13 protein-coding genes, 1 pseudogene and 1 riboswitch are annotated in these 16,966 nt (G+C 46.2%); of the genes and pseudogenes, 5 read left to right on the top strand and 9 right to left on the bottom strand.

Translation table 11 applies throughout. The features are described from left to right. Positions 1 to 145: 145 nt before the first annotated feature. The 7 genes and pseudogenes from WQ57_RS08135 to WQ57_RS08105 all read right to left on the bottom strand — a co-directional run. Positions 146 to 940: pseudogene (locus WQ57_RS08135) on the bottom strand (cobyric acid synthase); the annotation flags it as partial. Then, the gene (locus WQ57_RS08130; protein ID WP_046523250.1) at positions 940 to 1,509 is read right to left on the bottom strand and encodes a bifunctional adenosylcobinamide kinase/adenosylcobinamide-phosphate guanylyltransferase; all 570 of its coding nucleotides are present in this window, start codon (positions 1,507 to 1,509) and stop codon (positions 940 to 942) included. The pseudogene WQ57_RS08135 and the gene WQ57_RS08130, both read right to left, overlap by 1 nt. Further along, complete coding sequence (gene cobD, locus WQ57_RS08125) at positions 1,482 to 2,564, bottom strand: threonine-phosphate decarboxylase CobD (RefSeq protein ID WP_046523249.1); 1,083 nt, start codon at positions 2,562 to 2,564, stop codon at positions 1,482 to 1,484. The genes WQ57_RS08130 and cobD overlap by 28 nt, the downstream gene beginning before the upstream one ends. Continuing rightward, positions 2,539 to 3,489 (bottom strand): adenosylcobinamide-phosphate synthase CbiB, encoded by a 951-nt coding sequence (gene cbiB, locus WQ57_RS08120; RefSeq protein WP_241481502.1) that lies wholly within the window; start codon positions 3,487 to 3,489, stop codon positions 2,539 to 2,541. Before cbiB ends, cobD begins: the two co-directional genes overlap by 26 nt. Positions 3,490 to 3,497: 8 nt before the next feature. Beyond that, positions 3,498 to 4,967: an adenosylcobinamide amidohydrolase gene (locus WQ57_RS08115; RefSeq protein ID WP_046523247.1), complete on the bottom strand. Its 1,470-nt coding sequence runs from the start codon at positions 4,965 to 4,967 to the stop codon at positions 3,498 to 3,500. A gap of 3 nt (positions 4,968 to 4,970) precedes the next feature. Further along, the gene (locus WQ57_RS08110; protein ID WP_420912390.1) at positions 4,971 to 5,942 is read right to left on the bottom strand and encodes a FecCD family ABC transporter permease; all 972 of its coding nucleotides are present in this window, start codon (positions 5,940 to 5,942) and stop codon (positions 4,971 to 4,973) included. Positions 5,943 to 5,988: 46 nt separating this feature from the next. After that, the gene (locus WQ57_RS08105) at positions 5,989 to 6,963 is read right to left on the bottom strand and encodes an ABC transporter substrate-binding protein (protein WP_046523245.1); all 975 of its coding nucleotides are present in this window, start codon (positions 6,961 to 6,963) and stop codon (positions 5,989 to 5,991) included. Between the two features lie 155 nt (positions 6,964 to 7,118). Further along, a riboswitch (cobalamin riboswitch) is annotated at positions 7,119 to 7,315 on the bottom strand. Positions 7,316 to 7,587: 272 nt separating this feature from the next. Between WQ57_RS08105 and WQ57_RS08100 the strand changes: the two genes are divergently transcribed. Then, complete coding sequence (locus tag WQ57_RS08100; RefSeq protein WP_046523244.1) at positions 7,588 to 9,084, top strand: potassium/proton antiporter; 1,497 nt, start codon at positions 7,588 to 7,590, stop codon at positions 9,082 to 9,084. A 244-nt stretch (positions 9,085 to 9,328) separates the two neighbouring features. Then, entirely contained in the window at positions 9,329 to 9,523 is a 195-nt protein-coding gene (locus tag WQ57_RS08095) for a hypothetical protein (RefSeq protein WP_046523243.1), read from the top strand. Between the two features lie 99 nt (positions 9,524 to 9,622). Here the strand turns inward: WQ57_RS08095 and WQ57_RS27400 are convergent, their stop codons facing one another. Beyond that, the gene (locus tag WQ57_RS27400; protein WP_338151894.1) at positions 9,623 to 10,726 is read right to left on the bottom strand and encodes a CAP domain-containing protein; all 1,104 of its coding nucleotides are present in this window, start codon (positions 10,724 to 10,726) and stop codon (positions 9,623 to 9,625) included. Between the two features lie 590 nt (positions 10,727 to 11,316). On the opposite strand from WQ57_RS27400, the gene WQ57_RS08080 reads away from it, so the two are divergent. The 3 genes from WQ57_RS08080 to WQ57_RS08075 all read left to right on the top strand — a co-directional run bounded on the left by WQ57_RS08080 (position 11,317) and on the right by WQ57_RS08075 (position 13,899). Next, a complete protein-coding gene (locus WQ57_RS08080; protein WP_046523241.1) occupies positions 11,317 to 12,600 on the top strand; it encodes an MFS transporter in 1,284 nt (427 codons plus the stop codon). 80 nt (positions 12,601 to 12,680) lie between these two features. Further along, positions 12,681 to 12,839: a DUF6254 family protein gene (locus WQ57_RS26965; RefSeq protein ID WP_173427540.1), complete on the top strand. Its 159-nt coding sequence runs from the start codon at positions 12,681 to 12,683 to the stop codon at positions 12,837 to 12,839. A gap of 91 nt (positions 12,840 to 12,930) precedes the next feature. Next, on the top strand, positions 12,931 to 13,899 hold the full coding sequence (locus WQ57_RS08075) for a DMT family transporter (RefSeq protein ID WP_046523240.1): 969 nt from the start codon (positions 12,931 to 12,933) through the stop codon (positions 13,897 to 13,899). Positions 13,900 to 13,958: 59 nt separating this feature from the next. On the opposite strand, the gene ppc is transcribed toward WQ57_RS08075, so the two are convergent. Continuing rightward, entirely contained in the window at positions 13,959 to 16,721 is a 2,763-nt protein-coding gene (gene ppc / locus WQ57_RS08070; protein WP_046523239.1) for a phosphoenolpyruvate carboxylase, read from the bottom strand. Positions 16,722 to 16,966 lie beyond the last annotated feature (245 nt).

Genomic DNA, 16,966 nt, shown 5'->3' with positions numbered 1-16,966 from the left:
ACTCCAGCATGATTTGCTTTAGTTTGGCCCAATCAATATGGCTAAGAAGGTGCTCTGCCACTTCATTGTATTTCTGTTCCTTTAACTGACTGAGAGGTTTAGCCTCCCGGTCTGGCAGCTTTTTCGATAGCATTTCAATATCTCTTAAATCGGAAAAATCTCCAGTCAGTATGCCCGCAGTAGCCCGCATTTCCTCGGCATTTTTGCGTGATGAGCGCTGTAATGACAAAGAATCTTCCATATCAATCATATGGTTTTCAAGATATGGTACCACTCCAAGGACAGGTACCCCTGTTCTTTCTTCGATCCACTGAATTCCGCCAGAAAACTGGGTAAGGTCTCCACGGAACATGTTAATGATGATTCCCTTTACTCTCTGCCTTTCCTCGTATTCCAGAAGCTCAAGGGTGCCTACGATGCTTGCAAAAACCCCGCCCCTTTCAATATCGGCTACCAGGACGACCGGAACATTTGCCATCTCAGCCACCTTCATGTTCACTAACTCCCTGTCCTTCAGGTTCATCTCGACAGGGCTGCCCGCTCCTTCAATCACCACCAAGTCAAAAGCCTGTTCCAGATTATCCAATGCCTTCCGGATCGCAGCAAGACCCTTGTGGTAAAATGATTTGCGATAGCTCCTCCCGGATAATGTTTCAATTACTTCGCCAAACAGCACGATTTCCGCCCTTTGGCCTGACCTTGGCTTCAGCAGGATGGGATTCATCATCACCGTTGCAGGTGTTTTGGCTGCCTCTGCCTGGATGCCCTGGGCTATTCCGATTTCTTTTCCGTCGGGAGTCACATAGGAAAGATTGGTCATATTTTGAGACTTGAAAGGTGCAACCCGAAGTCCTTCATTAGCAAGGATTCTGCAGATGCCGGTAGTAATCAGGCTCTTGCCGACATCCGAAGATGTACCCTGAATCATAATACCTTTCATCATTTCAACGCTCCCTTCATCATGAGCGGAACGCCGGATTCCACAAGAAAAGCATAACGGGCCAAGGAAACCACTTTCTGATGAAGGTTTCCGAGCGCCGATGCGTAGTAAAAAACCAGCTCATTCTCCGTATGGGGCTCATGGAACACCTCATTGCTGACGAGAATCAAGGCATTGCAGCTATCAGAGATTTGCCGGACAGCCTCGATTATGGATGACACCATACCCTCACGGAAACTGGTCTCCTGCCATTTTCCCTGAAAGAACTCATTGTTTAACAATGTCGTCAGGCAATCAAGGAGTACAACATCATTCTTTGAGAAGCAAGGGGCAAGCTTGGCCAAATCCCTTGGCTGCTCCCAGGTGTTCCAGTTCAGCCCTCTTCTTTCACGGTCCTTTATATGCCGGGAAATTCGATCCATCATTTCTGGGTCACTTGCCTGGCCTGCAGCAATATAATGAAGCTGAGCATTCGAATCACAAGCAAGTTTAGCAGCAAGTTCCTCGGCAAAGGAGCTCTTTCCGCTTCTGACACCGCCGCTTATAAAAATGATGCCCTGCTCTTCCATTCAGAAACCTCCTTCATAAGCCGCTCATTCTCAGCGCTCCCTTTTATGGCAAACCGGAGCCAGCGTCCCCTTAGCCCCGGAAAATTCATGGTATGTCTCGGAACGATGCCTCTTTCCAGTAAATACAGAAAAAATGGCAGCTGATCGTCTAGTTGGGGGTCTTTCAGCAGATAAAAATTTGTGCTTGATGGAGAAAAAAGGAAACCATATTCCTGGTAGAATGCAAACAGCTTTGTTTTTTCTTTCTGTATCAGATTTTTTGTTTCCTGAATGAATGTTTCGCTCTCAAGAAGCCATTCCCCTGTTTTTAAGGCAAGAGCATTGATGCTCCAATGAGGCTGAAAGGCTGAAACGTTTGCAATGATTTCGCTGCTTCCTATTAAATATCCCAGCCGGAGGCCGGGAATGGCAAACATTTTGGTCATCGACCGGATAATCAGCAGGTTGCTGTATTTTTGTATGTATGGAACAATTCTTTCATATTCAGTAACAAAGTCATAAAAAGCCTCATCAATGATCAGCAGGCAATCATTTATTTTGCATTTATTTAATAAGGGCAGGAATAGCGCCGGAGGATAATAAATTCCGGTTGGGTTATTGGGATTGCAGAGGAACACAGCATCCGCCGATTCCAGCTTTTCCTCAAGCCCCTTCTCCCATTCCCAGCTCCCGCTGCTCAGTGAAAGGTACTCTACTTCGCAGCCATTCACCCGGCAGGCTTCTTCATATTCTGAAAAGGCAGGCTGGATAATCAGAACTTTCTTTCCTGACAGCATCCGGCCAATAAGGCTGATTATTTCGGCCCCTCCATTGCCTATCAAAATCTGCTCTTCTGATAATCCTTCTAAATCTGCTATCTTCCTTTTTATAGTTGTTCCTCTTGAATCAGGATATTCAGAGACAAGCTCTAAAAGCATCGGCCAATTTTCAGCTAATGAGGAAGGCGGTCCCAACGGGTTAATGTTCGCACTGAAGTCAATTATTTGTGAAGGAATTTGCCTATTTAACGCTTCGTACATCAAATGCGGATTAGCTCCATGCTCTGGCCATTTCAAACAGTATTCCTCCCATACAAAGCAATAATAAAAAAAACAGGACTGTACGTTCCATAATTATGTTCGTTTTAACAATATGCTGCTTTTCGAGCATTACGACCGGCGCGCCCATGCGAGCCCGATCAGAAATGATTCCTTTATAGTAATTAATGCCTCCAAGCTGAACACCGAGGATGGCTGCAACTGCCGCCTCTCCCCACCCGCTGTTAGGGCTCGGGTGCTTTTTGGCATCACGCCAGAGGATTTTCCATCCCTCTTTTCTTGAGAATTGCTCTGGCCTATTAACCATCAGCATTACAAAAGAGGTGATTCTGCTGGGCACCCAGTTGGCAAGATCATCAAGGCGGGCCGATGCCCACCCAAACTCCATGTATGCTTCATTCCGGTAGCCTACCATAGAATCACATGTGTTTATGGCCCGATAAATCAAGGCAAGGGGCGCCCCTCCGATCAGAGCCCAAAACATTGGCGCAGTGACTCCATCACTCGTATTTTCTGCCACCGTCTCTACTGCCCCCCTGACAATCTCCGGCTCAGCCAATTGCTCTGTATCCCTCCCAACAATGAAGGATAGTTTTCTCCGGGCCTCTTGGATATTTTCTTGTTTAAGAGGTTCATAGACAGCCATGGCCGCCTGTTTAAGGCTTTTTTGTGCCAAGGCAGTGGAAATCAACACTGCTTCGGCTGCGATTCCTGCTGCGGGATGAATGAAATAAGCTCCGCTTACAAATAGTAAAGAAGCACCACCAACTGCCAGGAGGACAGCAACTACCATTGCTGTCCCCCGCAGTTTCCTCCTCTTTCCCCTGTTCCATCTTCTTTCAAGATGACTGATGAAAGTTCCCATCCACCTGACAGGGTGGGGCCAGTGCGGCGGGTCACCGATAAGCTTATCCAATATAACGGCAATTATTAAGGCAATCATGTGGTGGATCATCTTTTCACCCTTTTTCTGCTTTTGCCAACAGCTTCCAGCGTACAGTCGTAAACGCCCCTCCCGATAAGCTTGCCAAGAGGAGTGACCGTCCCGCCATAGTCCATTTTGCTTCCATGCTGGGTCGCAGCAATCAGGATGCTGTCCGTTGATGTTCCTGTCGCAATTGTTCCGGTTAAAGGGTCCCTCACCATAAGTTCATGCAGTGCCTTTGCTTTTGCCTCGGTTGCTGTCATGATTCCTTGGATAAATGCTTCCTCAGTCAATTCACCATTCACAAACATCCAGATGTTGATCGTTCCAGGGACGAGTTCCGAGGAGTGGACCTTGCTCCTGGAAGCGTCCACCGCATTTCCAACTCCCGCTGTAACGACAACCAGAATGGAAAAGCCTTCTTCTTTTAAGAATGTAAAACTTGCATCCTCCAAAAAAACAGCAGTCATCATCCCTACTGTTTCTCCGGGCTCAAAGCCAAGTTTTTTGATATAATCTGCCATTTCACTGCGATGATCGCTGCAATCGTAATCCTTGCCAACATGACGGTTGATAAAGTTCCGATGCCAGCCGATTCCCGAACCGACTACACCTGAAGACATTGTCCTGAGATGCTGTGGAGACCGCAGCATAATATACTCATCAGAGACCTGCAGCAGGGATTCATCAATTAATTTTTCCTCTGTCTGGTTCCCTTCGGTTTCCGGAAGAAGAACCATCTGGGGGGCAGGAACTTTTGGATGAGGCTGCTTTTGAATACTTGTCTGGTAGACTTGGGCAATTTGTTCCTCCCGCAGCACTTCGTTAGGAGAGTCCATACTTTTGATCCTGCCCCTATCCAGTAAAAGCAGTCTGTCGCAATACAGGCCGGCAAGATTCAAATCATGAAAAATGGAAATGACCGTCAAGCCGGTATTCCTGGTCCACCCTTTAAGATTGTCCAGCAAATCCTTTTGGTAAGAAAGGTCCAAATGGTTGGTAGGCTCATCCAAAAGCAGGATTTCCGGTTCCTGGGCAAGGGCCTGGGCAAGGGACACCCTTTGCCTTTCGCCTCCTGACAGCTCGTGGAGCAGGCTGTCTGCAAACATGGCAACTCCGGTCTGCTCCATCACCTGCCAGACAATCTCCTCATCTTTCCCTGACCAGGTGTGGAACCAGCCTTCCTGATGGGCGTAACGGCCCAATGAAACCGTCTCCTTAACGGAATAGGAAAAGGCTTCGCTGGAATGCTGCGGCAAAACCGCTATAATCCTCGCCAGCTCCTTTGCACTGTAGCTTTTTATAGGCTTTCCTTTGATAGAGATACTCCCGGAATAAGGCGCAAGGATGCCGCTTACCATTTTGAGCAGGGTAGACTTTCCACTGCCATTAGGCCCTAAAATGCCAAACATTTCTCCTCTGCTTACTGAAAACGAAACATCCTTGATAATGTCAGTCTGGGAATAGCCTCCTGTAAGCTGTTCAATTTTCAGCATTCTTTACCCTCTTCTTTCGCTTCTTCTATTCATTAAAATGACGCCGAAAACCGGCGCTCCAACCAGGGCAGTGATCACACCGATTGGGAGTTCGGTGGGAGAAATGATTGTCCTCGCCAACAGGTCCGCAAGGATGAGGAAACCTGCGCCAGTAAAAATGGAAAGCGGCAGCAAGTGCACATGATCCGGCCCCCATAGCAACCTCGTCAAATGCGGGATGACTAAACCAACAAACCCTATTGTTCCTGAAACAGCGACGGCTGCCCCCGTCAGGATAGATCCAGCAATTAAAATAATCATTTTTCGTTTATGTACATTTACCCCGATGTGCTGTGCCCGCTCCTCACCAAAAGACATGGCATTCAGTTCCCTGCTATTGAGCAGAAGAAGGAAAGAACCAATCGCAAAAAAAGGCAGGATGATTTTGATATAGTCCCATCCCCTCATCGATACGCTGCCAAGGAGCCAGCCAATGATCTGGCGCAGTTCCTCTCCGGTGAGAGCAATCATCAAGGAAATCAGCGAGCCTAAAAATGAACTAAAAATGATCCCCGTTAAAATGATTGTCTCGACTTTCATGGACCGGTCTATTTTGCGTGCAAACCATAAAACAATGAAAATGGTGATGAACGAGAATAATATACTGAATAACGGCAATGTAAACAGCCCGGCGAATGGAAGGCTGATGCCAAAAAACAAGGTAAGAACAGCACCCACCGAGGCTCCAGAGGATACTCCGAGCGTATATGGATCTGCCAGCGGGTTTCGCAGCAGCCCCTGGAAGGCGGCCCCCGCAATCGCAAGGGAAGCTCCAACCAATCCAGCCAAAATGACTCTTGGCAATCGGATATTGAGAACTATGTTGGTATGCATCGGATCCAGGTCGGGTGTCAGGCGGAAAATCTCCGCCCAAATGATCTTGATAATATCGCCAGCAGGTACAGATACTGTGCCAATTGAAATTCCCATCAACATGGCCGCTGCCAGAAAGGCAGCGGCAAATAGATAAGCGAAAATCTTGTTATTTAAACGTTTCCGGGTAAACAGCCTTAGCAAGTTCCTCTACTCCTTCAGCAAGCCTTGGGCCTGTTCGGGTGACAGCATCGGAATCTACATCCACTACTTGATTATTTTTAACAGCAGCAATATCCTGCCAGCCATCCCTTCCCTTGACATTTTCAACGGGATCCTCCGTATAGTATCCGTGGGTGGTAATGATTACATCCGGGTTCCTCTCAATTACTGCTTCCGGATCCATTTGAATCCAGCCTTCTTCTGAAACGACGTTTTTGGCATTGATAGTCTGTAGCAGGATGTCCATAAATGTGTTTTTGCCTGATGTATAGATTTCCGGGGCAGGTGAGACTTCAACAAAGACACTTCTTGTTTCCTCTTCCGGAATTTGCTGTGCCTTCTCTTTTATATCCTGGATTTTTTCTTGCATGCCAGCAACGACAGATTCTGCGTTTTCTTTTTCACCGGCGGCTGTGCCAATCATCCTGATGGTCTCATACACTTCCTCAAGATTGTTTGCATTATTCACAACTAAAACGGTGAGGCCAGCATCCCTAAGCTGCTGCAGTCCAGCTTCACCAGCCTCTGCCGAGGATCCATGCGCAAGTACAAGATCCGGATTCAGGGAAATGATTTTTTCAACATTGAATTCCATTCCGCCAATCTTTTCCTTTTCTGCTGCCTCTGCCGGGTAATTATCAAAGTCGGATACTCCGACAATTTTTTCACCTAAGCCTAGCTCAAAAGCAATTTCAGTATTGCTTGGTATCATTGACACTATTCTTTCTGGTTTTTCCTCGATCACAACTTCGTTATCGAGCGCGTCGGTTATCGTTAGTGGAAATTCGGATTCCTGCTGTCCTTCCGTTTGCCCTTCCTTATTTGCAGGTGTGGCGGAATCGTTTTCCTGAGTGCCGGCGCAGCCAGCCAATACGGTTGCTGTAATGAAAACTGCCAATAATAGTGAGTAAAACCTGTTCATTTTCCATACCTCCATATTCTCTCTCTCTTCGCAGATGCGTATAGCGTCTGCATTTTCCAACAAAAAAAACATCTCCACCAACGACATGGAGATGTTTGTACGGGTTCAATCACAATATGTATGATCCTGCCAAACACCTCCTATCCTCGTAGGGTTGCTGGTGTAAGAATCAGGCAGGTCTCCTGGCTCATGGTCATTGCTTTTGTGCTCCTTCCCATACGGACATGTACAGTGGACAATGCACAAAAGCTCCCATTTACAGTGGCGGGACCGCGTTGGAATTACACCAACTTCCCTTTTAAGTCCTAAAAAAGCAAGCTTTTTTAAAAACACCTGATCTTAATGTATGAAATTTTCTGCTCAAACCAATTATACACTCAAGCTTTCAAAAATCTACAAATTTCTATATTAAAAATTGAATTCCGCAAAAACTTTTCGAGGGGGGAGGTGGTATGGGTTCTAATGAAAGACTCGATATGATTTTCCATCTATGATTATTTCGATATGTTTAAGGTTAAAAGTGGAAAAATAAAATACATAATTTCAAAACTTTTTTGTTTATAGGTTACATAATTAAATGTTATACTTTATTTTAGTAACATTATACGACTGTGGGGTGATTTATTGATTGATTCAGGTTTTAATACCGATGGATTGGTTCTGCTTGCCGGAATTCTTTTTATTGTAGGAGTTTTAACCACGAAGTTTTCCTCTCGTCTTGGTGTGCCATCTCTTGTTCTCTTTATCCTTGTCGGTATGGGAATGGGAACATTCATCTACTTTGACAATGCACAAATAGCTCAAATGATAGGGGTTCTTGCCCTTGTGATCATCTTGTTTGAAGGCGGCATTCAGACGAAATGGTCCACTCTTCGGCCAGTTATCCTCCCTTCACTTTCTCTTGCTACCATTGGTGTCCTGATTACCTCGGGAGTTGTTGCAGTCGCCGCTAAATATATTCTTGGATTTGGCTGGCTGGAAGCCATCCTGTTTGGAGCCATCATCGGATCTACCGATGCGGCAGCTGTCTTTGCGGTGCTTAAAGGGCAAAACATCAAACCTAGACTTGAGGCGACCCTAGAAGCAGAGTCTGGTTCAAATGACCCGATGGCGGTTTTTTTGACGGTTGCAATGATAGAAATGATTACATTACCAGATGCTAACATTTATTCGCTAATCGGTTCCTTTTTTGTACAAATGATTCTTGGTGTGCTTCTAGGATTAATCTTTGGCCGATTGGCTGTCTGGTCTTTGAATCAAATCAATCTAGATTCAAGTGGGCTTTATCCTGTGTTTGCGACCGCTTTTGCCCTTTTGACCTACGGTGTGACTGCAATGATGAATGGCAGCGGCCTGCTTGCCGTTTATATTGCCGCTATTGTGATCGGCAATGCTGATATTGCTTATCGCCATTCCATTTTCCGATTCTCCGAAGGATTCGCCTGGATGATGCAGATAACCATGTTTGTAATCCTTGGATTGCTGGTGTTCCCAAGTGAATTATTTACAATTGCCAATGTGGTTAACGGCATCATGCTCTCCATGATTTTGATGTTTGTCGCAAGGCCAGTGGCTGTTTTCCTATCTACAATAAAGATGAATTTTACGAGAAAAGAGCTTTACTTCCTCTCATGGGCAGGCCTAAAAGGAGCTGTACCCATTGTGCTCGCCACCTTTCCGCTGCTTGCGGGTGTCCAGGGCAGCGCTGAAATGTTCCATGTCGTTTTCTTCGTCGTCATGATAAGCTGTCTTGTCCAGGGATCAACCATCACTCCGTTGGCTGAGAAATTTGGGCTGACAGGACCAAAGGTATCCGAACCTACTCACTCGCTTGAACTGATTTCATTAGGAAAAGCGGACGCCGAGATGCTCGAATACCGTATGGAGGACGATGCCGAAATAGTCGGTATGACTCTCCTTGATATTCCTTTTCCATCTGGAACGCTGGTAAACGCCATTATCCGCGAAGACAAACTGATTCCGCCAACAGGAAATTCTATGATCAAAGGCGGCGACTTCCTTTATATTCTGGCTCCGAGAAAGCATAAGAAAGCATTGACTGGTCTGCTTCAAAAGAAAAAAAGCAGCACAGGAGAGTTCGAAAGACCCTACGCAAACTGATAGGACTTCTCCCAACGCCTTGACAGCCTGCCAGAAATTGGCGGCTGTCAAGGCGTTCCTGTTTTCTGCAGATTTCGATATATTCCACTTGCAAAAGATCACTTGCCATCCTCCATAAACCGTAGAACCAAGAATTCTTAACATTAATTAAATATAATTCGACAAAAAAACCTCTAGCATTCTTTGTGAACCTTGTTATAATGATGAAAGACAAAATGAATTACATGATAAAAAGGTGGGTATTATGAGGAAGTCTTCTTGCAGATATGTCATCAACGCACTGGGAAAAGGCGGGGAAACCTACTATACTCATTGCAAAGACAAAGCTGAGGTAAAACAATGGATTGCAGACCACCGGGACCGAGTATCAATGAACGATGTAAAGGTCATTGATAATAATCGTCATCCATTGCTGAAATGGTTATCCGTTAAACTTTAACAACTCAAAAGCCACACAAATGATGTGTGGCTTTTTTTATACGTGGAAGTCGCCTTGAGGCTGCGTAAATCTCTCTTTTAGCCAGTAATGCCGCTTGTATTACTTTCCAATGAACATTTGGGTCCAATGATTCCCCGCTTCTGCATGTCCAACCCCTATATGGGTATAATTGGGATTCAGGATATTCTGGCGGTGCCCCGGGCTGTTCATCCACGCATTGACTACTTCCTGCGGGCTGCGCTGTCCCTGTGCAATGTTTTCTCCAGCTGTCTTGTAAGACACGCCAAAATCACGCATCATGTCGAATGGAGAGCCGTATGTTGGACTAGTGTGAGAAAAATATCCGTTTTGCTGCATGTCCTGAGACTTTTTCAAAGCCACACCGCTTAATTGCGGATCCGCTTGTAATGGCTGAAGCCCATTTTGACGCCGCTGATCATTTGTTAAATCAATGACCTGCTGTGCAGTCTGGCTGATTCCTTGTGTAATCTGCTGGTCTTGCTGTTGTTCCTGTGCAGGCTGTTGAGGTGCTGGTTCCGGTTCTGCCTGGCCGCCTTGATATGGTGCGGCTTGTTGTTCTTGATTAGGTGCTGCTTGACGGCCTTGTCCAGTTCCATAGTCAGGTGCTGCCTGCTGTCCGCCCTGCTCAAGGTTAGGCATTGCCTGCTGATCGTTTTGTCCATAAAACTCCTGCCAGTTTCGTCCGTCGTTTTCCACTGGCACATATTGATACCTAGCTTCCCTCACTAAAATCGGCCGGGTATGAGGATATTCGTTGCTGGACTTGCTGGTCCTAAAGCTGGAAATATTCATTTCCTGCTCATCGGTTTTTTGCGTGCGCAAATCCCTGCCTTCCTCATAGTCGCGCGTCAGCTGGCCATTTCTGGCAATACCGTTCCCTGTTCCATTTGCCCCGGCATTATTTTGACTTCGTCTCGTTCCCAAAAACCCAAAATCACCTGGTTCTTTCCTGTAATCCTCCGTAAGCGGACCGTTATGGTCAATCCCATCCCGATTGCCGTTATTTCGCACATCCAGGTTATTGTCGCGTCCAGGACGATAATTATTTATGTTATAGGTACCTGCTCCATTGGCGTTGTCATTTCGTGCCCCCCTTGCATTATCATCGGCATTGCAGGCAGTAAGTGCAAGTGTTATGGCACTGGCTGCAGCGAAGAGCCCTACTTTCCTTATTGTTGGCATAAGCAACCTCCTTTTTCATTAATCCTCTTTATTTTTCAATTTGTTTTATCAGATTATAGGTGGGAAATAATGAAAGCAGAGGCAAAATAGTTGCCTCTTTTAGAGATTTCCGGTAGATTTGACAGACAGTTTAGGGTATCAACGAACGAAAGGAAGCGTGGTATGCTTATTTCCCATCCTTATATCAAAATTAGCAGAAAAATTAAAAATAATATCCAGCACTGCAGGGAATTAGAGGAAGAGCTTGTCCTTTCAGGCAACAAAATTACGACTGCCAGCGACCACTTCCATCTCGACGAAATTCTCGACATGTCCTACAAACCCTTCTCGGGAAACAGCGGTTTCCTTTATTTGCATACCAACCGAGGCCTATATTCTTTTCACACTAGGATACATCCACATAAATTCATGCAGGCATACAGGCAATTAAAAGCTGCTGACTCCATGTAAGTCCCATCCCTTGACGGATGGGACTAATTTTTTTATTTATTGATTCAGATTAAGAAAGGGAAAAGATTCTTTCAACACGAATATAATTGGTAAACAGGGAGAAAAAAGTCGGGGACGCATACCAGCAGGAGGCCGATGATATGAAGCGCTTTACGAAAGAAGAGAACAGCTGGATGTTTTACGATTGGGGAAATTCTGCGTATTCCATTATTATTACAACGGCGGTTTTTCCATTGTTTTACAAGGCTTCCGCGACGGATGCCGGTATTAGTGCCGCCAATTCGACTGCTTACCTAGGCTATACCATTTCCATTGCTACTTTTATCCTAGCGATGATTGGTCCAATTTTGGGCACCATTGCCGATTATAAGGGAAACAAGAAAAGGTTTTTCCGTTTTTTTGTCCTGCTCGGAGTAGTGGCGACAGCCGGCTTGGCATTTATCCCAAATGGGCAATGGCTGCTGCTGCTAATTTTATACACCTTTACAGTGCTTGGGTCGGCTGGGTCGAATGTGTTCTATGATGCCTTTCTTGTGGATGTGACCTCTGATGAACGGATGGATTCCATCTCTGCACGAGGATACAGCCTTGGGTATATAGGAAGTACTATTCCTTTCCTCATTAGCATTGCCCTAATTGTTCTGGCCCAAAATGGACTAATCCCCATTTCGGTGACTGCGGCAAGCCAGATGGCATTTTTGATTACCGCACTCTGGTGGGGTGTATTCAGCCTCCCGTTGATCCGGAACGTGCACCAGCGCCATTATCTCGAGCGGGAACCCCACCCGGTCGTAAACAGTTTCAGGCGGCTTGCCAGGACGTTCAGGGAAATCCGTAAATATCGTGCACTGTTTCTATTCCTGCTTGCATACTTCTTTTATATTGACGGCGTGGGCACGATTATCACCATGTCTACTGCCTATGGGTCAGATCTTGGCATTTCCTCCACAAACCTTTTGATCATTCTTTTTGCTACCCAGGTAGTCGCTGCGCCCTTCGCTATTTTATATGGCCGGCTGGCCGATAAGTTCTCTGGCAAAAAAATGCTCTATGTCGGAATTATGGTTTATATAGTCGTTTGCATATACGCCTACTTTCTTGAGACAACAATGGATTTCTGGATTCTTGCCATGCTGGTCGCCACCTCACAGGGAGGAATCCAGGCACTCAGCCGCTCCTATTTCGCCAAGCTGGTGCCAAAGGAAAACGCGAATGAATTCTTCGGCTTCTATAATATTTTCGGCAAGTTCGCTTCCATCATGGGACCATTGCTTGTTGGGGCTACTGCGCAGCTTACTGGTAGCTCCAGCCATGGTGTCTTCAGCCTGATTGTCCTCTTCATCGTCGGCCTTATTATCCTGGTACGTGTTCCCGAACCTAAGGTAGATGTTTTCCATTCGGGTACATCGAAAACAATGCAATAGCCCTTTCACAACATGGATGGAAACAGGCCTCAGTGGTTATGCTACTAGCGATTAATTTTTTCAAGAAGGAGACATGCGGAATGACTCAATCCCAGCGACAGCGCGAGAGGCAATGGAGACAGCGGAAAGAAGATCAGCAACCTCATGGAAAAGTGAAATCGTTTGATCAGCTTGCAGACGAAGCAGGAAAAACAGAAACAGACAACCATAATCAAAAATCGAAAAACCATCCTTTCTGAGGATGGTTTTTTATATGGCAAAGATGTCATAAAATGTTGAATATTCCATTTAATTCCGCTATAGTAATTTTATCTGGAGGGGGGATAAAACATGCGGCCAATCACGCTGGGGATTTTTTCAGCTCTTTTTTTCGCTGTTACCTTTGTGGTGAACAGGGCTATGGACTTAACAGGCGGAAGCTGGATATGGAGCGCGTCACTTCGCTATTTTTTCATGGTTCCTTTTTTACTGGCCATTGTACTTGCCAGGAAAAATCTATCCTCTCTCATAAAAGTGATGAAGGAACAGCCAAAAAGCTGGCTGTTATGGAGTTTTGTAGGATTCTGCCTGTTTTATGCCCCGCTGTGCTATGCGGCCGCCTACTCCCCAGGCTGGCTTATTGCAGGCACATGGCAAATCACTATTATTTCCGGTTCGCTGCTGGCCCCTTTATTCTGGGAAACCATACATACAAAGGCAGGCACGGTGAAAGTAAGAGGGCGTTTTCCTGTGAAAGGAATGCTGATGTCATCGGTCATCCTGCTGGGAATCATCCTGATGCAGCTGGAGCATGCCAGCCATATTTCTGCCAAGGTGTTCCTGCTGGGATTTCTGCCAGTTCTCATTGCCTCGTTCGCGTATCCGCTAGGAAACCGAAAAATGATGGAAGTCAGTAAGGGACGGCTTGATGCTTACCAGCGGGTTCTCGGAATGACGCTTGCCTCCCTCCCATTTTGGCTGCTTTTATCTCTTTATGGCTTGTTTACTGTTGGTGCCCCTGCAAAAGCCCAGAGCCTTCAGGCTTTGAGTGTGGCACTCTCATCGGGCGTCGTCGCCACCGTCCTGTTTTTTATGGCAACGGATATGGTCAGGGGAAATTTGCAAAAGCTGGCAGCGGTTGAAGCTACCCAATCTGTTGAAGTGCTGTTTGCACTGGCTGGTGAAATGCTCTGGCTTTCCCTTCCGCTCCCTTCTCCCCTATCCTGGGCTGGAATGTTTATTGTCATTTTTGGGATGGCCGCTCACAGTTATGCATCGAAAACAAAAACAAAGCCCACAAGCAAAGCAATAAATGCATAACTAAAGACCCTCCATCCTGTGGAGGGTCTTTAATTTTATAAATATGGCACCCGTTGGGGTCAGCCGGTGTTGCGGAGGCCGGCGGCCACACCGCTGATAGTCAGCAGAACCTGTGTAACCAGTTCTTCGTCAGGTTCCTCTGTTTTACGCAGCTCCTTAATGAGCTCCACCTGGATAAAGTTCAATGGGTCCACATACGGGTTGCGGCGATGCACGGAGTCCTTGATATTTGGAGTATGGTCAAGCAACTCTTCATCATCCGAGATCTGCAGCAAAATATTTTTTGTCCTGTTGTATTCTTCCACAATATTATTGAAAATCCGCTGCCCAACCTTCTGGTCTGAAACAAGCTCACTGTATTCCTTGGCAGTGGTAAGATCCGCTTTCACAAGCGCCATCTGGAGATTGTCAATGGTCGAGCGGAAGAAAGGCCACTCCCGGTACATTTCCTGAAGCAATTGCAGGTTCTGCTCACTTTTGGCCGCAAAGCTGTCCAAACCTGATCCTGCAGCATACCACCCCGGAAGCAGCTGTCGGCTTTGCGTCCATGCAAACACCCATGGAATCGCACGCAGGTTTTCAAACTTGGCACTGTTCTTCCGGCTCATCGGCCTCGAGCCAATATTCAGTTCGCCAATTTCCTGCAGCGGAGTAGCCTCATTAAAATAAGTAATAAAATCAGGGTCTGCAAACACAAGATCCTGATACTTCCTTAAGGACACCTCTGACATTTCCTCAATGGCCTTAACCCAGCGCTGATCGCGGTGATGCGCCTGCTCTGAACCCTTCAGCACATGCGCAGCTGCCTGAAGGAGAGTTGACGTGGCCTGTTCCAGGCTGCGATACGCAATGTCCTCAAGCAGGTATCTGGATGAAAGTACTTCTCCCTGCTCGGTGATCTTTACACCTTCCCCAAGTGTCTCTACCGGCTGTGACAACAGGCTCCGGTTAAGAGGGCCGCCGCCGCGTCCCAGGGAACCGCCCCGGCCGTGGAAGAATTTGAGACTGATATTGTATTTTTTGGCCATTTCATGAATTTCAACCTGTGCATTATACAGCTTCCAGTTTGCTGTAAGCGTGCCGCCATCTTTACTTCCATCCGAATACCCAAGCATGATTTCCTGCTGGTCTTCCTGCTTTCGCAAATGCTCGCGGTACAGATCCATTTGGAATAGCTTTTCCATAATTTTCGGACCTGCCGTAAGGTCGTCAATGGTTTCAAGCAGGGGTGCCACATTCAGGTCACTTTCAACCGAACCATCCGCATGGAGACGGTAAATCCCAGCTTCCTTTGCCAGAACAAGTACTTCGAGCAAGTCGCTCGCAGCCTGGGTCATGGAAATAAGGTATACAGAGATGGAACTCTTGCCAAACTCCTTATGCGCTTTTTTAATCAAGTGAAAAACATCGAGCATCTGCTGAGTCTCCTTGGAATAATCCTCATGGAGCAGCAGCAAGGAGCGCGGATCTTCAAGCAGTTTCTGAAGCAGCACAAACTTATCCTCTTCATTCAGGGAGCGGTAATCTTCGGTGATTCTTGCCTTTTGCAAGATTTCAGTAATGGCTGATTCATGCTCCCCGCTATGATTGCGGATATCAAGTGTCGCCAGGTGGAAACCAAACAGCTGCACTTGACGAATAAGCTTTTGCAGCACCTTTAGCTCATGATTGGCTGGATGATGCAGGTAGATGCTGCGCTTGACCATCAATAAGTCCTCAAGCAACTCTTCGGCAGATGCGTAGCCGATTTCCGATTCACCCACCTGGCGCAGGCGTTCAAGAATGACCGCAAACTCCCTGCGGTATACTTCCTTTTCAACCGGCCATTTTCTTTCTTCACTAAGATACTTGTCTTCTTCAACCTTCAAGGCTTCCAGGAGTTCTTCGCTCACATCGACCCTAGTTGTGGAATGGCTCATCCGCTTCATGAGCTCAACAAGGACCTTCTTGTATTTCTTCAGGACCAGCCGGCGCTGTTTGTTTAAAGTCTCCCAAGTGACGTCTGGTGTCACATGTGGATTGCCGTCTCGGTCCCCGCCTATCCATGAACCAAAACGAAGGAAGTTGGGAACTTTCCATTCCATATCAGGATAGTGCTCTTCAAGGCAATCCTCCACTTCCTGATGGATCTCGGGAAGAACATCAAAAAGTGTCTGGTCAAAATAATATAAACCATTTCGCACTTCATCAATCACGGTTGGCTTCCTGTCACGAAGTTCGTCTGTCTGCCAAAGAGCCATGATTTCATTAAACAGGCTTTCTTGGCATTTTTGGCGTTCCTTTTTGGATAACAGTGGGTTATCCAGATTTTTCAGGATATCAGCAATCCGTTTTTGAAGCTCAAGAACGGAACGTTTAGTCGCCTCTGTAGGATGGGCTGTGATGACTAGCTCAAGAGAAATTTTTTGGAGGACATTTTGGATGATGTCGGCAGATACGTGATTATCTTTTAATGAAAGGATGGCCGAATCAATGGAATTTGGCTGGCTGTTCATGTTTGATTGCAGCTGGTACTCCCGGCGCCTTCTGATCCGATGATTTTGTTCAGCGGCATTGATCAGGTGGAAATAAACCGAAAACGCGCGGATCACCTGTTTTCTCATGGAGCCATCAAGGCTCGCAATCTCCTTTTTTAGCTCCTCGTAGGTCTTTTCATTGTTTTCATTTCTCAGTTGTTTGCAGGTAATCCTGATTTTCTCTACTGTATCAAGCAATTCCGTACCGCCATGGTGCACGAGAATTTCGCCCAGCATTCCGCCCAGCATTTTTACATCCCGGCGTAATGGAAGACTGCTGTCATTTACTTGCAATCCTGTTGTCATAGTTTCACCTTCCCTAACTAGTACAGTTTCTAGAATTTTTAAATAATATACCATAAATTTTAATCGGAATGGTAGCAAAAATATAAATTTTGCCCAAAGTTTATTTTCAAACCCTTGTTGGCAATATTTATTATCTTCGGCTTCCGCTGGAAGTTTTTCCAGGGATGGCGCCTATTTAAACAGCCTACCAGACCTCCGCAATCTATGTAAAAGAGAATGACTTCCTTCTGCCATTTTCCCGCAGG

The sequence above is a fragment of the Mesobacillus campisalis genome (assembly GCF_000986785.1).
Taxonomy (GTDB): domain Bacteria; phylum Bacillota; class Bacilli; order Bacillales; family Cytobacillaceae; genus Mesobacillus_B; species Mesobacillus_B campisalis.
The sequence above is the reverse complement of the archived record's forward strand: the minus strand, read 5'-3'. Positions and strand labels throughout refer to the sequence as shown.

Bases quoted from the DNA above. Each gene is read 5' to 3' on its own strand.
- WQ57_RS08110 (WP_420912390.1), bottom strand. From the start codon at position 5,942: ATGTTGATGGGAATTTCAATTGGCACAGTATCTGTACCTGCTGGCGAT.
- WQ57_RS08105 (WP_046523245.1), bottom strand. From the start codon at position 6,963: ATGAACAGGTTTTACTCACTATTATTGGCAGTTTTCATTACAGCAACC.
- ppc (WP_046523239.1), bottom strand. From the start codon at position 16,721: ATGACAACAGGATTGCAAGTAAATGACAGCAGTCTTCCATTACGCCGG.
- WQ57_RS08130 (WP_046523250.1), bottom strand. From the start codon at position 1,509: ATGGAAGAGCAGGGCATCATTTTTATAAGCGGCGGTGTCAGAAGCGGA.
- WQ57_RS08095 (WP_046523243.1), top strand. From the start codon at position 9,329: ATGAGGAAGTCTTCTTGCAGATATGTCATCAACGCACTGGGAAAAGGC.
- WQ57_RS08080 (WP_046523241.1), top strand. From the start codon at position 11,317: ATGAAGCGCTTTACGAAAGAAGAGAACAGCTGGATGTTTTACGATTGG.
- WQ57_RS08075 (WP_046523240.1), top strand. From the start codon at position 12,931: ATGCGGCCAATCACGCTGGGGATTTTTTCAGCTCTTTTTTTCGCTGTT.
- WQ57_RS26965 (WP_173427540.1), top strand. From the start codon at position 12,681: ATGACTCAATCCCAGCGACAGCGCGAGAGGCAATGGAGACAGCGGAAA.
- cbiB (WP_241481502.1), bottom strand. From the start codon at position 3,489: ATGATTGCCTTAATAATTGCCGTTATATTGGATAAGCTTATCGGTGAC.
- WQ57_RS27400 (WP_338151894.1), bottom strand. From the start codon at position 10,726: ATGCCAACAATAAGGAAAGTAGGGCTCTTCGCTGCAGCCAGTGCCATA.
- WQ57_RS08115 (WP_046523247.1), bottom strand. From the start codon at position 4,967: ATGCTGAAAATTGAACAGCTTACAGGAGGCTATTCCCAGACTGACATT.